This window comes from Streptomyces sp. NPDC088923 (assembly GCF_044749745.1).
In the GTDB taxonomy this organism is placed as follows: domain Bacteria; phylum Actinomycetota; class Actinomycetes; order Streptomycetales; family Streptomycetaceae; genus Streptomyces.
Map to the genome: position 1 here is coordinate 1,359,165 of NZ_JBIVIO010000001.1, position 15,924 is coordinate 1,375,088.

Below are 15,924 nucleotides of genomic sequence, written 5' to 3' on the forward strand. Positions count from 1 at the left end.
ACGAGGGAAGGCACGGTCATGACCGCAGAGCTACTGGAAAGGCACGAGAGAACCACAGCCCCCGGCGAGGTCCCGCGGAACGCCGAAGCCCTGCGTGCCGCCGCGTCCTGGCGCGAGTTCCCGGCCGCACAGCAGCCCGACTGGCCCCGGCGGGACGCGCTGCGCGAGGTCACCGACCGGCTCGCGGCGGCCGCCCCGCTGGTCACCGCCGAGGAGTGCGCCGACCTGCGCACCCGGATGGCGGCCGTGGCCCGTGGCGAGGCGATCCTGTTGCAGGGCGGAGACTGCGCCGAAACGTTCACGCAGGTGACCGCCGACGCGGTGCGCCGCAAGCTGAGGACACTGCTCCAGATGGCCGTCGTGCTCACGCACGCCACGGCCCTGCCCGTCGTCAAGGTCGGCCGGATGGCGGGCCAGTACGCCAAGCCGAGATCGAGCCCCGTGGAGCACAGGGGCGAGGTCACGCTCCCCTCGTACCGGGGCGACGCGGTCAACGGCCTGGAGTTCACCGCGGCCTCGCGCACGCCCGATCCGGCCCGGCTGCGCACCATGTACGAGGCCTCGCTGAGCACCCTGGACCTGGTCCGCTCCCTCACCACGGGGGGCTTCGCCGGGCTGAGCCAGGTGCACGCCTGGAACCGCGGCTTCGTCGCCACCTCGCGGGCGGGGGAGCGGTACGAGGCGCTCGCCGACGAGATCGGCCGCAGCCTCGCCTTCATGCGCGCCTGCGGCATCGACACGGGGAAACTCGGCACCGCCGACTTCCACGTCAGCCACGAGGGACTGCTCCTCGACTACGAGGCCGCGCTCACCCGCACCGACCCGCTGACCGGCCGCGCCTACGCGGGCAGCGGCCACCTGCTCTGGATCGGTGAGCGCACCCGGGCACTCGACGGGGCGCACATCGAGTTCTTCTCCCGGGTCGGCAATCCGATCGCGGTGAAGCTCGGCCCGAGCGCCGCGCCCGGCGACCTGCCCGGGCTCATCGACCGCCTCGACCCGCACCGCGAGCCGGGCCGCCTCACGTTCGTGGTGCGGGCGGGCGCCGAGCGGGTACGGGACGTGCTCCCGGGACTCGTCGAGAAGGCCGCCGCCGAGGGCGCGCCGGTGTGCTGGGTCAGCGACCCGATGCACGGCAACACCGTCACGGCGCCCAGCGGACACAAGACCCGCTTCTTCGAGACGGTCCTCGACGAGGTGCGCGGCTTCGTGGAGGTGCACCGCGCCCTCGGCACCCACCCGGGCGGTATCCACGTCGAACTGACCGGGGACGACGTCACGGAGTGCGTCGGCGGCGGCAACGCGCTCCTGGCCGAGGACCTGCCGGCGCGCTACGAGACGGCCTGCGACCCGCGCCTGAACCACACCCAGTCACTCGACCTGGCCTTCCGGCTGGCGGAGATGTACCGGGACCACGCGGCCGGGACCGCGGCCGCGGAAGGACGAGGCACGAGCCCGCGGTGACCCGGCGCCCCGCGGTACGTCCAGCGCCCGGCCCACGATCCCGTACGGGGGCGCGTCCTCCAGGTAGAAGTGCCCCCCGGGGAGCGTCAGATGACGGAAGGGACCCCGCGTGACCTCCCGCCAGTCGGCCGACTCCTTGGCCGTCACCCGGGGATCACCGGCGCCGACCAGGGCCGTGACCGGGCACTCCAGGGGGGCGGCGGCCGGGTCGCTGCCGTAGGCGGCGAGCATCCGGAAGTCGGCGCCGATGTACGGCAGGACGAGGTCCACGAACGCCGGGTTGTCCAGCAACTCGGGGTCGGTGCCGCCCAGTTCGGTCAGGGTGGCGATGATCGCCGCGTCGTCCCAGGTGGCGGCCGCCGCGGCGTCCGCGACGTGCCACCGCGGCGCGCGGGCGCCCGAGACGAAGAGATGGTCCACGGCACGGCCCGCCCCCTCGACGGCCCGCGCCACCTCGTAGGCGACCGTCGCGCCCATGCTGTGGCCGAACAGGGCCACAGGGCGCGCGTCGTCCGCGCTCAGCAGCTCGCGCGCGATCTCCCGGGCCATCGCGGTGAGTTCGCTCGCGCACGGTTCCCCGAAGCGCTCGGCACGCCCCGGGTAGCACACCGCCCGCACCTCGACGGCGTCGAGCGCCCCGCCCCAGCCGCGGAAGAGATAGGGGGAACCTCCGGCGTGCGGGAAGCACACCAGGCGGCGCCCGGCGAGCGGCCTCGCTTCCACCGCTTGTGTCCACAGCATCCTGCCTCCACGGTTCGTCGCTCACTCGGGCACCCACCGGTGCCCCGGCGATGCTCGCGCCCGCCCCTGACACGCCGCTGACAGACCGCCGGCACCTCGCCCCGCGCCCCGGGTGTCAGCCGCCTGTCAGGGCCGCCCGCCAGCCTGGAGGACCCGGGACTCGCGTCCTCCTCACCCCGGGGGACCCCGTCCGCCGACCGATGCACTCAGGAGCACCATGCCGCAGGCCACCGCGATGTACCCCTCGATCACCGAGGCCACGATGATGCCGCGCCTCGTCCGGATCGGCCCCAACCTCTACGGCGCCGTCTTCACCCTGATGAAACTGCTGCCCGCCCACTACATCCTCCAACGGGCGGAGGAGCGGGGCGAGCTGGGAGCGGACACGGTCATCGTCGAGACCACGTCCGGCACCTTCGGACTCGCCCTGGCGATGCAGGCCGCGCTCATGCGCCGCAAGCTGGTCCTCGTCAGCGACCCGGCCATCGACGCCAACCTCTACCGCAGGCTCACCGACCTCGGCGCCCGGGTCGAGATCTGCCACGAGCCCGCCCCGGTGGGCGGCTACCAGACGGCCCGCCTGGACCGGCTCGCCGAGATCCGCGCCGAACTGCCCGACTCCTTCTGCCCGGAGCAGTACAGCAACCCCGACAACCCGCGCTCCTACGGGGTGGTCGCCGACCAGCTGCGGCACAGCCTCGGCACCGTCGACTGCCTCGTGGGCCCGGTCGGCTCGGGCGGATCGATGTGCGGCACCACGCGCGCCCTGCGCGCCCACACCCCGCACACCCTCGCACTCGGCGTCGACACCCACCGCAGCGTCCTGTTCGGGCAGCCCGACGGCTCGCGCGAACTGCGCGGCCTCGGCAACAGCCTGTGGCCCGCCAACCTCGACCACGGCGTCTTCGACGAGGTCCACTGGCTCTCGGCCGCCGAGGCGTACGCCAGTACCCGCGCGCTGCACGCCCGCCACGCCCTCTTCCAGGGCCCGACCAGCGGCGCCGCCTACCAGGTGGCCCACTGGTGGGCGGAGCGCAACCCCGAGCGCACCTGCGTCGTGATGCTCCCCGACGAGGGCTACCGCTACCAGTCCACCGTCTACGACGACGACTGGCTCGCCGCCCACGGGCACGCGGCCCCGGCCGGTCCGGCACAGCCGCGACGGGTCACCGAGCCCGGCGCCGCCGAAGACCGCTGGACACGGCTCGACTGGCGGCGACGGGAGTACGAGGCGGTGCCGGGCGCGGTCCCCCGCCCCGCCCAGGAGCTCCCGCTGGCCGAGGAGGCGCTGTCATGAGCGCCCCCGCCTCCCCGGCCCAGGACACCGGCCGCCTCACCCGGACCCTCGCCCCCCGTACCCGCCGCATCGTCTACGGCGAGCAGGGCCCCGAGGAGACCCGCCGCGAACTCGCGCCCATCACCACGGTCGACCTCGCGCACATCGTGATGCTCGCCGAGAGCGGACTGCTGCCCCTCGAAGCGGCGGCGCGGCTCATCACCGCCGTACAAGCGCTGCGGGACAGCGGCTTCAGCGCACTCGACGGCCTGGACGCGCCGCGTGGCGCCTACCTCATGTACGAGGGCCACCTCTCCGACGAACTGGGTGCCGACATCGGCGGCAAGCTGCACACCGCGCGCTCCCGCAACGACCTCAAGGCGACCGTCACCGCCATCCGGCTGCGCGAGGAACTGGCCGGCCTGCACACCCAGCTGGCGCGTCAGCAAGGCGTCCTCCTGGCCCGCGCCCGCGCGCACGCGGACGTCGCCATGCCCCTGTACACCCACTTCCAGCCCGCGATGCCGGTCAGCTACGGCTACTACCTGGCCGGTATCGCCACCGCCCTGGACCGCGACCTCGCGGCCCTGGCCCACACCATCGACGAGCTGGACCGCTGCCCCCTGGGCGCGGGCGCCGTCGCCGGCACCGACCTGCCCATCAACCCGGAGCGCACCGCGCTCCTGCTCGGCTTCACCTCGCCGCCGCTGCACGCCACCGACGCCGTCGCCGCCAGGGACACCCTGCTCCGCGGCCTCGCCGTGGTCGCGTCGGCCGCCGTCACCCTCAGCAGGCTCGCCACCGACCTCCAGCTGTGGAGCACCCAGGAGTTCGGCTTCGTCGAGTTCCCCGAGCGGCTCGTCGGGGGCAGCTCGGCGATGCCGCAGAAACGCAACGCGTTCCTGCTCGAACACGTCAAGGCCAAGGCGGCACTCGCCATCGGCGCCTGGACGGCGGCGGCCTCGGCCATGAAGTCGACCCCGTTCACCAACTCCATCGAGGTCGGCACGGAAGCCGTCTCGGCGGCGTGGCCCGCGCTCGCCGCCGTCCAGGACGCGGTCCAGCTCGGGCAGGTGCTCGTCTCCGGCGCACGCCCCGTCCCCGAACGGATGGAGAGCCGCGCCAAGGAGGGCTTCGTGACGGCCACCGTGGTCGCCAACCGGCTGGTCGCGCAAGGCGTCCCGTTCCGCACCGCCCACCACACGGTCGGTGCGGCCGTGCGCCGCGCCGTCGAGTCCGGCGGCACCGAACTCACCGGCATCGACTGGCCCGACGGGCGGCCCGCGACGCTTGGCGAGCCGCTCGCGGTCGTCGCCGGACTCAACCGGGGCGGCGGCCCGGGAGAGTGCGCCAAGACGATTCAGACGCTGCGCGGCCGACTGGCCGCGCAGGGGGAGTGGGCCGCCGCCCACCGCGCGCGCCTGCGCGAGGCCGCCCTGCGGCTCGACGCCGAGGCGCGGGCGCTCGTCGACCGCCGCGCGCAAGGGGCCCGGTGGTGAGCGGCGGCCGGTCCGCGAGGCAGGGGAGCACTCCGCGCGGGCGGGGTGCGGACGGTGGGGAAGAGGAACGATGAGCGGCCGGTGGATGGCATTCCTGGAGAGCAACACGACAGGCACGGGAAGGGAGTTCTGCGGCGCGGCGCGAGCACGCGGCCTGCGGCCGGTGCTGCTCGCCAAGAACCCGGCGAGGTATCCGTACGTCGCCGAGGACGCCGTGGAGGTCCGGGTACTGGACACCTCGGACCTGGCGGCCGTGTCGCAGGCCCTCGACGGGCTCGCGGCGGACGGCGGTCTGGCCGGTGTCACGTCCAGCTCGGAGTACTTCATCGCGTCCGCAGCCCGTGCCGCGGCTCGGCTCGGCCTGCCGGGACCCGACGCCGATGCCGTGAGCGCCTGCCGCGCCAAGGACGTACAACGCGCACGCCACCGCGCGGCGGGTGTCCCCGTACCGCGCCACCGGGCCGTCACGGACGCCGAGGCGGCCGTGGACGCGGCCCTCTTTCTCGGCGGCCCGGTCGTCCTCAAGCCCGTCAGCGGATCGGGCTCGGCCGGGGTGCGCCTGTGCCGCGACGCGCGGGAGACCCGGGCCTGGGCCCAGCGGCTCCTGGCCGACGGCACGAACCCGCGCATCCTGGTCGAGGAGGCCGTCTCCGGCCCGGAGTTCTCCGTCGAGACCTTCGACGGCACGGTGATCGCCGTGGTCGCCAAGCACGTCGGGCCGGCCCCGTACTTCGTGGAGACCGGCCACGACGTGCCCGCCGCCACCTCCGCCGCCACGGTGCGGGCCCTGGGCGCGACAGCCCTGCGCGCCCTGGCCGCGCTCGGCCTCGGCTGGGGCGCCGCCCACACCGAACTGCGCTGGTCCGCGGGCGGCCCGGTCGTCATCGAGGTCAACCCGCGCCTCGCCGGAGGCATGATCCCGGTCGCCGTACGGGCCGCGCTGGGCGTCGACCTGGTGGACGCCGTGGTGGCCGGGGCGGCCGGTCTGGCAAGCGCGCCCTCCGTCCCCGGCGCCGGGTACGCCGCCGTCCGCTTCGTGCGGGCGAGGCACGAGGGCCGGGTGACGGCGGTGCGCGGACTGGCCGCCGCCGCCGCTGCCCCCGGCGTGCTGTCCGCGCGGGCGACCACCGAGGCCGGCCGCGAGGTCCGTATCACGCACTCGTTCCAGGACCGCCTGGCCTGTGTGGTGGCCGAGGCCCCCGAACCGCAGCAGGCGGCCCGCCGCGCGCTGGCGGCCGCGGACCTCATCGAGATCGCCATGGACACGCTGCCCCCCGCCCCGCACGCTTCACGAGAGAGGGCCCCCGTGCGATGACAGAGACGAACGCTCCCGGTGGGAGACGCGAGGGCACCGGCACGCGGCACACACCGCTACCCGCCGACCTGTCCCAGGAGCTGGAGCGCACCGCTCACGCACTCGGCACCGGCCTGCCCGCCCTCCTGCTCGCCGCGCACGCCCGCGTCCTGGCCACCCTCGCCTGCGAACGCCACGTCGTGAGCGGCTGCGTACCGCCCCAAAGCGGCGCCGCGCCCCACGCCCTGCGCCTCACCGTCGATCCCTCCCCGTGGACCGAGCTGATCGACGCCGTCACCGGCGCCCCCCGTACGGCGGAGGTCCCCGACGTCGTGCTGGACCTGTCCGGCCTCACGGAGCGCTCCCCGGCGCCCGGCGCGCCGGGCGCGCTGCGCTTCGGCTGGGCACGGACGGCGGACGGACTCGCGCTGCGCGTCACGTACGACCCCGCCACGTGTGACGACGACCGTGCCGCGCGCCTCGCCGGCTATCAACTGGCCGCCCTGCGGCTGCTCGTCGCCGACCCGGCCGCGCGCCACGACCGCCGGAGCCTGCTCTGCGCCGAGGAGACGGCGACACAGCTCCACGCCTTCGCCGGACCGCGTGCCGACCCGGGCGCGCACACCGTGGTGGACCTCTTCCGGCAGCAGGCGCGCGCCAGGCCGAGCGCACCGGCGGCGGCCCACGGCGAGCGCACCTGGACCTACCGGGAACTCGACGAGCGCTCCGACCGCGTGGCACGCGCCGTGGCCGCGGCGGGCGCCGGTCCCGAGGACGTCGTCGCGGTCGTCATGGACCGTACGCTCGACTGGATCGCGAGCGCCCTCGGCGTCCTCAAGGCGGGTGCCGTGTACCTGCCGATGGCGCCCGACCTCCCCGCCGACCGCGTCGCCCTCCAACTCGGCGAGGCCGTCTGCGTCCTCGCGCTCACCGACCAGCGCGGCGAATCCCTCGTCCGCGAGGCGCGCGGTCGGCTGGAGGACCCGCCCGCCGTGCTCACGGCCGAGGGGATCGCCGGGGCCACCGGCCCCCTGCCCCAGCCGCCCGCCCTCTCCCAGGCGGCGTACATCTACTTCACCTCCGGCTCCACCGGAACCCCCAAAGGGGTCCTGTGCGAGCACGCGGGGCTCGTCAACCACCTCCTCGCGAAGATCGACGACATGGCGATCACGGGTCCCGGGCAGGTCGTGGCACAGACCGCGCGCCAGGACTTCGACATCTCCCTGTGGCAGTTCGCCGCGCCCCTGCTCACCGGCGCGAGCACGCGCCTCGTCGACACCGGCATCCTGCTCGACGTGCCCGGATTCCTCGGCGAACTCACCACCGGCGGGGTGACCGTCGCCCAGACCGTCCCCGCCTACCTCGACGTCCTCGTACGGTACCTGGAACGGCATCCCCGCGCGCTCGGTGCCCTGCACACCCTGTCGGTCACGGGCGAGGTCCTCACCCCCGAGTTGGCCCGGCGCTGGTTCGCCGCCCAGCCGGGTGTCCGCCTCGTCAACGCGTACGGTGCCACCGAGGTCTGCGACGACACGGCGCACGAGATCCTCGACGCCGCTCCCGAGCGCGGCCCCGTCGCGCTGGGGCGGCCGCTGCGCGACGTCAACGCCTACGTCCTCGACCAGAACCTCCAGCTCGTCCCGCTCGGCACGACCGGCGAGATCGCCTTCTCCGGCGTCTGCGTGGCCCGCGGCTACATCAACGACGAGGAGCGCACCCGGCAGCGCTTCGTCCCGGACCCGTTCCGCGCCCACACCCGCATGTACCGCACCGGCGACTTCGGCCGCTGGCTCCCCGACGGCCGGCTCGAATTCCTCGGGCGCCACGACGACCAGGTCAAGATCCGCGGCTACCGGATCGAGCTCGGGGAGATCGAGCACCGGCTGGCGGGCATGCCGGGCGTACGGGAGGCGGTGGTCGTCATCGACGGCGGCCTCGGCGAGGCGCGCGGACTCACCGCCTTCTTCACCACCGACCTGCCGCACGCGGACCTGCCCGACGCGGACCAGCCGCACGCGGACCTGCCGGACGCCGCACGGGCCCGCGACTTCCTCGCCGCGCTGCTGCCCGGCTACATGGTGCCCGCCTACTGCCACCGGCTCGAACGGCTGCCGCTCACCTCGAACGGCAAGATCGACAAAGCGGCCCTCACCGAGCTCGCCGCCACCCTCGGCCATGGCGGCACGAGCCGCACCGCCCCGCACACCCCCGGCGAACGACGCCTCGCGGTCGCCTGGGCGGAAGTGCTCGGCGTCCCCCTGGAGCGCATCGGGAAGGACGACAGCTTCTTCGCGCTCGGGGGCACCTCCCTGGCCGCCGCCCGCCTCATCGCCCACCTCGGGCGGCACCTGCGCGTCGCCGACCTCATCGCCCACCCGGTGCTCGCGGAGCTGGCGGAGGTCCTGACCCGGCGGCGGGACGGCGAGCCCGGCCGGCCTCGCGCCCGCCGGCTGCTGCACCCCCTGCTCCCGGTGCACAGCCCGCACCGTACGCTCGTCTGCTTCCCCTACGCCGCGGGCAACGCGGTCAACTTCCGCGCGCTCGCCCGCGAGCTGGAACACGACGGCATCGCCGTCCACGGAGCGGAGCCGCCCGGCCACGACTTCGCCGCCCCCGACGAACCCCTGGAGGACGTGCCCGCGCTGGCCCGCCGGGCCGCCGACGAGGTCCTCGCCCACCTCGCCACACCGGTCCTGCTGTGGGGTCACGGCGCGGGCGCCGCCCTCGCGCTGGAGACCGCCCGGCTCCTGGAGGAAGCGGGCCGCCCCGCGGAACGGGTCTTCCTGGGGGCCCAACTGCTGCCCGACGCCGCTCAGGTGCGGGCGGAGCTGGCCGAACTCGCCGCCGCGGACCGGGGCACGCTGCTCGGCCGCCTGCGGGGCGGACGGGCGTTCGTCGAACTGGACGCCTACCAACGGGAGCGCGCGGAAGTCGCCGACCGGGCCTACCGGCACGACGTCGAGACCTCGCACCGCCATCTCCTGCGGATGCGTGCACGCTCCCGCCTCCTCACCACCCCGGTGGACGTCGTGCTCGCCCAGGACGACCCGCTGAGCCCTGCCTCCGCCCCGGCCGCCGAGACCTGGGGTGCTCTCGCGGAACACGTCGGCCTCCACGAACTCAGTGACGGGGGCCACTACTTCATCGTCACCAGGCCCGCCCTCGGCGCGGCACGCGTGCGCGCGGCGATCGCGCGGGAAGGGACTCGTACGTGACCACCATCGACCACCGCCCTCTGGCCTCCACCGGAGTGAGCACCGCCTTCGGCACCTTCGGCGAACTCCTCCAGGGGGTGCTGCCCGAGGACGACGGGGACTTCCTGGTCACCCTGCCCGTGGCCCGCTGGTCCACCGCGGGCTTCGAACTCACCGTCGGCGCACCGGACGTGGTGGTCGAGCCGGCGCACAAGAAGAAGGCGCTGCGGCTCGCCCGGATGATCCTCGCGGACAGCGGAAGACCCGGGGGCGGTGTGCTGCGCATCGAGAGCACCCTGCCGGAGGGCAAGGGGCTGGCCAGTTCCTCCGCCGACCTCGTCGCCACCGCGCGCGCCGTCGCCAACGCCCTCGGCGAAGCGATGCCGCCCCGCCGCATCGAGCGGTACCTGGCCCGCATCGAACCCACCGACGGGGTGCTGTACCCGGAGATCGTGGCCTTCCACCACCGCAGCGTGCGCCTGCGCGCGCGACTGGGCTCACTGCCCGCGATGACGGTCGTCGGCATCGACGAGGGCGGCGCGGTCGACACGGTCGCCTTCAACGCCATCCCCAAGCCCTTCACGGCGGCCGACCGACGCCGGTACGCCCAGCTCCTGGACCGCGTGACGCACGCCGTGGCCCGCCGCGACCTCGCCGAGGCCGGCCGGGTCGCCACCGAGAGCGCCCGCATGAACCAGGTCCTGCGCCGCAAGCGGTCGCTGGAGCCGATGATCCGCATCTGCGAGGACATCGGCGGACTCGGTGTCGTCATCGGCCACAGCGGTACCTCGCTGGGCATCCTCCTGGACACCACCGCCCCGGGGAACGCCGCCCGGCTGGCCGCCGCGGCACAGCGCTGCCAGGAACTCGTGGGCAACGTGACGGTCTACCAGACGCTCAGCTTCCACTGAGCCGGCCTGGGGTCCACCACCTGGTGGACCCCAGGTTCAACCGGTCGCCGCTGTCGGAGCCCCGCCCCTCGCGAAGAGCATGGACGCATGAAGAATCTTCCTGTACGCATGGCCCGTTGGAGCGCGGCACACCCGTGGCGAGGCATCGTCGGCTGGCTCGTCTTCGTCGTCCTGTGCCTCGGGGTCGGCATCGCGGCCGGTACCCACGCGGCGACCACCGAGGACTTCCGCATCGGCGAGGCGGGACGCGGCGAGGCGCTCGCCGCCGAGGGCGGCTTGCAGCAGCGGCCCGTCGAGCACGTCCTGATCACCGCGAAGCCCGGCACCGGAAAGCTCGACATCGCCGCCGCCGACGCGGCCGCCGCGGACGTGGCCGCCCGGATGGCGAAGCTGCCCGAGGTGCGCTCGGTCGCCGACCCGGTACGCAGCGCGAAGAACACCGCCGTGCGGGTCACCGTCACCATGAAGGGCCCCGAGCTGGAGGGCAAGAAGCACGTCGACCCGCTGCTGGAGCACACGGCCGCCGTGGGCGAGGCACACCCCGGACTCCGCGTCGAGGAGACGGGATCGCCCTCCATCAGCAAGGGCGTGGACAAGCTGCGCGGGGACGACCTCTCGCGCACCGAGGTCATCGCGCTGCCGGTCACCCTCATCACCCTGCTGCTCGTCTTCAGCTCCATCGCGATGGCCTTCGTGCCGCTGCTGCTCGCCCTGTCCTCGATCGCCGCGGCCATCGGCCTGTCGATGGTGGCCTCGCACGTCTTCCCCGACGCGGGCGTCGGCACCAACGTCATCCTGCTGATCGGTCTCGCCGTCGGCGTCGACTACACGCTCTTCTACCTCAAGCGGGAGCGCGAGGAACGGGCCCGCGCGGGCGGCAGGCTGAGCCCGCGCCACGTCGTGGAACTCGCCGCCGCCACCTCCGGACGGGCCGTCGTCCTCTCCGGCCTCGCCGTCGCCGTCTCCAGCGCCACCCTCTTCCTCGCCGACGACGTCATCTTCTCCTCCATCGCCACCGGCGCGATCGTCGTCACCCTCGTCGCCGTCGTCAGCTCCCTCACGGTGCTCCCCGCCCTGCTCGCCATGATGGGGCTGCGCGCCGAGCGGCGCGCCGAGCGCCGGGCGGCCCGCGGTCTCGCCCCGAAGAAGCGCAAGACGCACAAGAACGGCCCGGGACGGCTGACCGCCGCCGTCCTGCGGCCCGTCGCGAAGCACCCCGCCGCGACCCTCGCGGTCACGGTGGTCGGCCTCGTGGCGCTCGCCGCCCCCGTCCTCGGCCTCAAGCTCACCGACATGGGCCGCGAGACGCACTCCCGCTCCATCGTCGCCATGCAGGTGTACGACCGGCTGAACGCGGCCTACCCGGAGCTGAAGTCCATGCACCAGGTCGTCGTCCGCGCCGACGCCGACCGCTCGCCCGAGGTGACCTCCGCGCTGCGCCGGCTCGCCGCCGACGTCAAGGACGATCCGCGCCTGAGCGGCACCTCCACCCTGACCACCTCGGCCGACAAGCGGATCAGCATGCTCCAGTTGCAGGTCCCGCACTACGTGAGCACCGACCAGGCCCAGTCCTCCCTGAAGGACATCCGCGACACCTACGTCCCCGAGACCGTCGGCAAGGTGCAAGGCGCCGAGACCGCGGTGACCGGCGACGTCGCCCGCTACACCGACTACCCCACCCACCAGGAGCAGAAGCTGCCCCTCATCATCGGGGCCCTCCTCCTGGTCACCTTCGTCATGACGGTCTGGGCCTTCCGCTCCGTCGTCCTCGGCCTCGTCGGCATCCTCCTGAACCTCCTCTCGGCCGCGGCCTCGCTCGGCATCCTCGTCATGGTCTTCCAGCACACCTGGGCCGAGGGAGTCGTCGACTTCACCTCCACGGGGTCGATCGGCTCGCGCGTCCCGCTCTTCCTCTTCGTGATCCTCTTCGGCCTCTCGATGGACTACCAGGTCTTCGTGATCAGCCGGGTCAGGGAGGCGGCCCTGCGCGGAGTGCCGACCCGCAAGGCCGTCATCGAGGGCATCGGCAGCTCGGCGGGCGTCGTCACGAGCGCGGCCGTCGTCATGGTGACCGTCTTCGCCAGCTTCGCGGCCCTGCACCTGATCGAGATGAAGCAGATCGGTTTCAGCCTCGCCGTCGCCGTCCTGCTGGACGCCTTCATCATCCGCATGCTGGTCCTGCCGTCCCTCATGCTCCTGCTCGGCGAGGCCAACTGGTGGCCATCGAAGGGAGTTGGGCGCGCCCGCAAGGCCACCGAACAGGCCGCCCACCGGCCGCTGGAACCGGTGAGCTGACCGCTGCGGCCGTAAGCTGCCCCGATGCCCCCGCTCCGTGCCGTACGAGGTGAGACACAGTGAATCAGAGGCAGCAGCCGGGCGACCGGCTCACCCTGGACCGGCTGCGACGCTGGAACCTGGCGGGCTGGCTCCTGCTCGGGCTGCTGCCCACGGCCCTCGCCGTGCTCGACGCCTCACCGGCCCGGAAGGCCTGGCTCCTCGGTCTGCTCGCCCTGATCGCGCTGTGCCACACCGTCACCCTCGTCCGCCCGGACAACCCCGTCCTGCGGCCCCGCGCCTACCTCGGTCTGCTCGCGCTGGTCCTGGGCGCCAGTTCCTTCCTCCTGGACGGCGGGGCCGCCCTCTACGTGGTGTCCCTGCCGCAGTTCTGGCTCTTCACCCGGGCCCCGCGCGACGCGATCGCGCTGAGCGGGGCCGGCGCGGTCCTCACGGTCTTCGGCGGCACGCTCGGCCAGGGCTGGAGCCCTCAATTCCTCACCGGCAACGCCGTATCCACCGTTGTCGCCTACGCCGCGGGGGTCGGTATGGGACTGTGGCTGCACCGCTTCATAGGGCTGAACAACGAACGCAACGAACAACTGTCCGCCGAACTCCACCTCACACAGGAGGAGTTGGCGGCGGCCTATCAGAGGCAGGGGGCGGCGGACGAACGCGAACGACTGTCCAGGGAGATCCACGACACCCTCGCCCAGGGCTTCGCCTCGATCGTGGTCCTCGCGGAGGCCGCCCGCGGTGCCACCCTCGCCGATCCCGACCGCTGCCTCCAGCAGCTCACCTCCATCGAGCGGACCGCGCGGGAGAACCTGGCCGAGGCCCGCGTCCTCGTCGGCTCCGCCCCCGAGGGCGGCGTCGCGCCCGGCTCCGTCACCACGACCCTGCGCAGGACCCTGGACCGCTTCGCGCAGGACACCGGCGTGACCGTCAGTGCCGAACTCCCCGACGTCGACCTGGACCAGCGCACCCGCGTCGCCCTCCTGCGCTGCACACAGGAGTCCCTCGCCAACGTACGCAAGCACTCGGGAGCCTCCACCGTGGGCGTGGTGCTGACCGCGTTCCCGGGGGGCGTCGAGCTGGAGATCACCGACGACGGCCGCGGCTTCCTCGTCGAGGAATCGCGCGGGTTCGGCCTCGACGGCATGCGCCGCCGCCTCGCCGAACTCGACGGCGAGCTGACCGTCACCAGCTCCCTCGGGGACGGCACCCGCGTCCTCGTCATCCTTCCCACGCACAGTCAGGACTGACCATGACCGACACCGCGGACGACCCGATCCGGGTGGTCGTGATCGACGACCACGCAGTGATGCGCGCCGGGGTCGTGGCCCTGCTGGCCACCGCCCCCGCCATCGAGATCGTCGGCGAGGCGAGCGACGGACGCGAGGGCGTCGGCCTCGTCGAGCGGCTCGCCCCCGACGTGGCGCTCGTGGACCTGCGCATGCCGGTGCTCGACGGGGTGGCCGCCACGACGGCGATCGTCGCCCTGCCCGTGCCGACCCGGGTGCTGATTCTCACCACGTACGACACCGATGCCGAGATCGAGCGGGCGGTGGAGGCAGGCGCCGTCGGCTACCTGCTCAAGGACACCACCCGCGACCAGCTCGCCGACGCCATCCGCTCGGCGGCGCGCGGCGAGACCGTGCTCGCGCCCAAGGTCGCCGAACGCCTCGTCGCACGGATGCGCCGCCCCGAACCCGTCGCCCTCACCGCCCGTGAGCAGGACGTCCTGCGCGCGGTCGCCGACGGACTGTCCAACGCCGAGATCGGCCGCCGGCTGGTCATCGGCGAGGCCACGGTGAAGACCCACCTCCTGCGGGTCTTCGCGAAGCTCGACGTCAGCGACCGTACGCACGCCGTGGTCGTCGCCCTGGAGAGGGGCCTGCTGGTGCGCTCCTAGCCGGGCGCACGCGGCCGCGCGGTTCCGCGACGGCCGGCGCACCTTGCCCGCTCTTTGTCTTCCTCGCTTATGCTCCGCACGCAAGGCGGGCGTGAAGAGGGGGAATCACACATGCTGAGCCGTCACAGGGTGTCACCCGAAAGGGCTGAGACCAGCCGACCGCGGGACGAAACCGGCGCCGCGCAAGGGCACTTCCCCGCGCCGCGCCTCGGGCGCTTCGTCCTGACCGCCGCACTGCTGTGCTACTTCAGCGTCACCCTGCTCAACATCCTCAGTTCGCACAACTCGGTGGCCGAGGTGGCGGCGGCGACGCTGTGCCTCCTCGGCCTCCTCGGGCTGCAACTGCTCCACTCCCGGCCCGGGGCGCAGCTGGCACCCGCCCGCGTCAAGGCCCTCACCCTGTGCGTACAGGCCCTCCTCACCTATCTCCCCCTCCTCGTCTTCCGCACCCAGTGGGGATCGATGGCGGGTTTCCTCGCGGGCTCCCTGCTCCTGCTCCTCCCGCCGGTCTCCGCCTGGTCCCTGTACGCGGTGGTGGGTGCCTCGATGCTGGCGCCGCCGCTTCTCGCCGACCTGCCCGTCGTGGAGACCTTCTACTACGTCCAGTCCACCCTGCTGACGGGACTCGTGGTCTTCGGCCTCACCCGGCTCGCCGACCTGATCCGCGTCCTGCACGAGACGCGCGGCGAACTCACCCGCGTCGCGGTCACCCAGGAGCGCCTCCGCTTCGCCCGCGACCTGCACGACCTGCTCGGCTACAGCCTCTCCGCGATCACGCTCAAGGGTGAACTGATCCACCGCCTGCTGCCCGCCCACCCCGTGCGCGCCAAGGCCGAGGTCGAGGACGTCCTCACCATGTCCCGCCAGTCGCTGGCCGATGTGCGCAGCGTCGCGAGCGGCTACCGCGACATGTCCCTGGAGGAGGAGATCAGTTCGGCCGAGTCGGTGCTCAACGCCGCCGACGTGCGGGTCGTGGCCCGCGTCAGGACCGGGCCGCTGGAGAGGGAGATGGACACGGTCTTCGCCACGGTGTTGCGCGAGGCGGTGACCAACGTGCTGCGCCACAGCAGCGCCACGCACTGCGAGATCGCCGCCGAACGCTCGGCGGGGCAGGTGCGGCTCACCATCGTCAACGACGGCGCGGCGAGCGGCTACCGGGACCCGTCCCCGCACAGCGGCAGCGGTCTCGGCAATCTCCAGACCCGGCTCGGGGCCTTCGACGGCGAACTCACCGCGGCCCAGGGGGCGGACGGAACGTTCCGGCTCATCGCCCGCGTCCCCGATCGCGAGGGGCCCGACACCGCGGCGATCGGCCCCTCGGGGATCGAGTCGGCAGCTTAGTCCTCAACCGTTCCC

General features: G+C 73.6%; 11 protein-coding genes. 10 read left to right on the forward strand and 1 reads right to left on the reverse strand.

Going from position 1 to position 15,924, the window contains the following annotated elements; translation table 11 throughout:
- Positions 1–18: 18 nt before the first annotated feature.
- Entirely contained in the window at positions 19–1,464 is a 1,446-nt protein-coding gene (locus tag ACIP4O_RS06390; RefSeq protein ID WP_401572172.1) for a class II 3-deoxy-7-phosphoheptulonate synthase, read from the forward strand.
- On the opposite strand, the gene ACIP4O_RS06395 is transcribed toward ACIP4O_RS06390, so the two are convergent.
- Positions 1,372–2,205: a thioesterase II family protein gene (locus ACIP4O_RS06395; protein ID WP_401572175.1), complete on the reverse strand. Its 834-nt coding sequence runs from the start codon at positions 2,203–2,205 to the stop codon at positions 1,372–1,374. The two genes, ACIP4O_RS06390 and ACIP4O_RS06395, sit on opposite strands and share 93 nt — an antisense overlap.
- A 217-nt stretch (positions 2,206–2,422) precedes the next feature.
- Between ACIP4O_RS06395 and ACIP4O_RS06400 the strand changes: the two genes are divergently transcribed.
- The 9 genes from ACIP4O_RS06400 to ACIP4O_RS06440 all read left to right on the forward strand — a co-directional run bounded on the left by ACIP4O_RS06400 (position 2,423) and on the right by ACIP4O_RS06440 (position 15,909).
- Positions 2,423–3,502: a cysteine synthase family protein gene (locus ACIP4O_RS06400; RefSeq protein ID WP_401572177.1), complete on the forward strand. Its 1,080-nt coding sequence runs from the start codon at positions 2,423–2,425 to the stop codon at positions 3,500–3,502.
- Positions 3,499–4,980 (forward strand): argininosuccinate lyase, encoded by a 1,482-nt coding sequence (argH, locus tag ACIP4O_RS06405; RefSeq protein ID WP_401572180.1) that lies wholly within the window; start codon positions 3,499–3,501, stop codon positions 4,978–4,980. The genes ACIP4O_RS06400 and argH overlap by 4 nt, the downstream gene beginning before the upstream one ends.
- Before the next feature lie 85 nt (positions 4,981–5,065).
- Positions 5,066–6,295 (forward strand): ATP-grasp domain-containing protein, encoded by a 1,230-nt coding sequence (locus ACIP4O_RS06410; protein ID WP_401572183.1) that lies wholly within the window; start codon positions 5,066–5,068, stop codon positions 6,293–6,295.
- On the forward strand, positions 6,292–9,489 hold the full coding sequence (locus ACIP4O_RS06415) for an amino acid adenylation domain-containing protein (RefSeq protein WP_401572185.1): 3,198 nt from the start codon (positions 6,292–6,294) through the stop codon (positions 9,487–9,489). The genes ACIP4O_RS06410 and ACIP4O_RS06415 overlap by 4 nt, the downstream gene beginning before the upstream one ends.
- Positions 9,486–10,379 carry a kinase gene (locus ACIP4O_RS06420; RefSeq protein ID WP_401572188.1) on the forward strand — a complete coding sequence of 298 codons (894 nt, stop codon included), beginning with the start codon at positions 9,486–9,488 and terminating at the stop codon, positions 10,377–10,379. The genes ACIP4O_RS06415 and ACIP4O_RS06420 overlap by 4 nt, the downstream gene beginning before the upstream one ends.
- A gap of 87 nt (positions 10,380–10,466) precedes the next feature.
- Positions 10,467–12,674 (forward strand): MMPL family transporter, encoded by a 2,208-nt coding sequence (locus ACIP4O_RS06425; protein WP_401572191.1) that lies wholly within the window; start codon positions 10,467–10,469, stop codon positions 12,672–12,674.
- A 59-nt stretch (positions 12,675–12,733) separates the two neighbouring features.
- Entirely contained in the window at positions 12,734–13,918 is a 1,185-nt protein-coding gene (locus ACIP4O_RS06430; protein WP_401572194.1) for a sensor histidine kinase, read from the forward strand.
- A gap of 2 nt (positions 13,919–13,920) precedes the next feature.
- The gene (locus ACIP4O_RS06435; protein WP_361320741.1) at positions 13,921–14,568 is read left to right on the forward strand and encodes a response regulator transcription factor; all 648 of its coding nucleotides are present in this window, start codon (positions 13,921–13,923) and stop codon (positions 14,566–14,568) included.
- Between the two features lie 111 nt (positions 14,569–14,679).
- Positions 14,680–15,909 (forward strand): sensor histidine kinase, encoded by a 1,230-nt coding sequence (locus ACIP4O_RS06440; RefSeq protein WP_401572198.1) that lies wholly within the window; start codon positions 14,680–14,682, stop codon positions 15,907–15,909.
- Positions 15,910–15,924: the final 15 nt, after the last annotated feature.

Bases quoted from the DNA above. Each gene is read 5' to 3' on its own strand.
- ACIP4O_RS06390 (WP_401572172.1), top strand. From the start codon at position 19: ATGACCGCAGAGCTACTGGAAAGGCACGAGAGAACCACAGCCCCCGGC.
- ACIP4O_RS06395 (WP_401572175.1), bottom strand. From the start codon at position 2,205: ATGCTGTGGACACAAGCGGTGGAAGCGAGGCCGCTCGCCGGGCGCCGC.
- ACIP4O_RS06400 (WP_401572177.1), top strand. From the start codon at position 2,423: ATGCCGCAGGCCACCGCGATGTACCCCTCGATCACCGAGGCCACGATG.
- argH (WP_401572180.1), top strand. From the start codon at position 3,499: ATGAGCGCCCCCGCCTCCCCGGCCCAGGACACCGGCCGCCTCACCCGG.
- ACIP4O_RS06410 (WP_401572183.1), top strand. From the start codon at position 5,066: ATGGCATTCCTGGAGAGCAACACGACAGGCACGGGAAGGGAGTTCTGC.
- ACIP4O_RS06415 (WP_401572185.1), top strand. From the start codon at position 6,292: ATGACAGAGACGAACGCTCCCGGTGGGAGACGCGAGGGCACCGGCACG.
- ACIP4O_RS06425 (WP_401572191.1), top strand. From the start codon at position 10,467: ATGAAGAATCTTCCTGTACGCATGGCCCGTTGGAGCGCGGCACACCCG.
- ACIP4O_RS06435 (WP_361320741.1), top strand. From the start codon at position 13,921: ATGACCGACACCGCGGACGACCCGATCCGGGTGGTCGTGATCGACGAC.
- ACIP4O_RS06440 (WP_401572198.1), top strand. From the start codon at position 14,680: ATGCTGAGCCGTCACAGGGTGTCACCCGAAAGGGCTGAGACCAGCCGA.